This is a genomic window from Pseudomonas sp. UF-293 (assembly GCF_058245595.1).
Map to the genome: position 1 here is coordinate 1 of NZ_JBSICA010000066.1, position 1,211 is coordinate 1,211.

2 protein-coding genes are annotated in these 1,211 nt (G+C 58.3%); both read right to left on the reverse strand.

What is annotated here, in order from left to right:
* A partial coding sequence (locus tag AC4IHP_RS27785) for a contractile injection system protein, VgrG/Pvc8 family (RefSeq protein ID WP_490833282.1) occupies nt 1–357 on the reverse strand: 357 nt, incomplete at its 3' end.
* 135 nt (nt 358–492) lie between these two features.
* Entirely contained in the window at nt 493–1,008 is a 516-nt protein-coding gene (locus tag AC4IHP_RS27790; protein ID WP_007949952.1) for an Hcp family type VI secretion system effector, read from the reverse strand.
* Nucleotides 1,009–1,211 lie beyond the last annotated feature (203 nt).

A 1,211-nucleotide genomic window follows, 5' to 3' on the forward strand; every position in this document is an offset into this window, starting at 1 on the left:
GCCGATGATCTTCGGCACGCTGAGGTTCTGGAAGATGCGCTGGTTGATGCGGTGCGCCAGATACGCCAGTTGTGGGCGCAGCGTCACCGAATAACGGGTCAGACGCTTGCCGGAATCGCCTTGTGCGGCGCGGTAGATCTGGCCATGAATGCCGCTGCCGTCAGGCGACAGCTGCAGAAAGGCCGGTTTGTGCAGCAGGGTTTCGAGGTCCAGCGACGGCTGCTCACTAACCAGCTCCACCTCAAAGACAAAAGGCTGGCTGATGGCTTCCCGGCCTTGCAGGGTGAATACCTGAAAGTCAGCGGAAAGCCCTTCGATGGTCAGGGCAAAGTGGGTTTCATTGGCCGGCGCGAACATCCCTTGTTCCTCGTGCTGTACAGCGGCGCTCGTCGACGACCGCAAAAAAAGCGGCTCAACGTACGCGAAATTCTGGAGGGGCGTAAACAACATCGACCAGCAGAGCTGGCCGATGCGTGTAACGGTCAGCCGTAATTAAACGACTGGAGCACGCCAGTCATCGGAACCCGAAGTACCGGATACTTCGTGGGTCCAGGTGATTTTGCGGTAGGTGAACTGCACTTCTTCCAGGTGGGTGAAGTGCGCGTTGCCTGGATCCTGGCAGTTGTGCATTTTGTTGTTGATGGCGACGATGATCGCGTCTTCCAGTTTGGTGGTGTAGTAGTGCTCTTGGGTGCCTTGAGCCGAAGTGCGGTACCACTGGATAACGATTTCGCTCATGCGCTCGCCGGAAGTCAGAGCTGCTTGCAGCAGTGGCGAAGCCTTGTCGTAAACCTTGGTGATCACAACTGGCTTGTGCACGCGCTGACCGGTTGGCTGACCGGATTGCGGGTCACGCGGGATGATCACGTCGTGGGTGAATGCCTGAACCATGACCTGGTCTTCGTGGCCTTCCTGGTAGGTGTTGCCAACGGAGTCGGCGGTGAAAGCGCCGGCAGTGATCAGGCCTTGTTTTTCGCCGGTAACCGACATGTACGCTGGTGTTGCCATGGGGTGCTCTCCTTGCGGATAAGGTTAGGGTGCCCGGAGGCGAAATCGCCCGGTGGGTGGCTGAGAGTTATCAAGGAGCGTGCCAGGTTTTGCGCGGTGCCCGAATGGCGGGGACTTGAGGGCTGTGGATTCAGAAATGGCCGGGTTTTCACCGCGATAACCGGGAGAAAGTGCGCAAGAAGTTGCGCGGTACTGCGCAACAT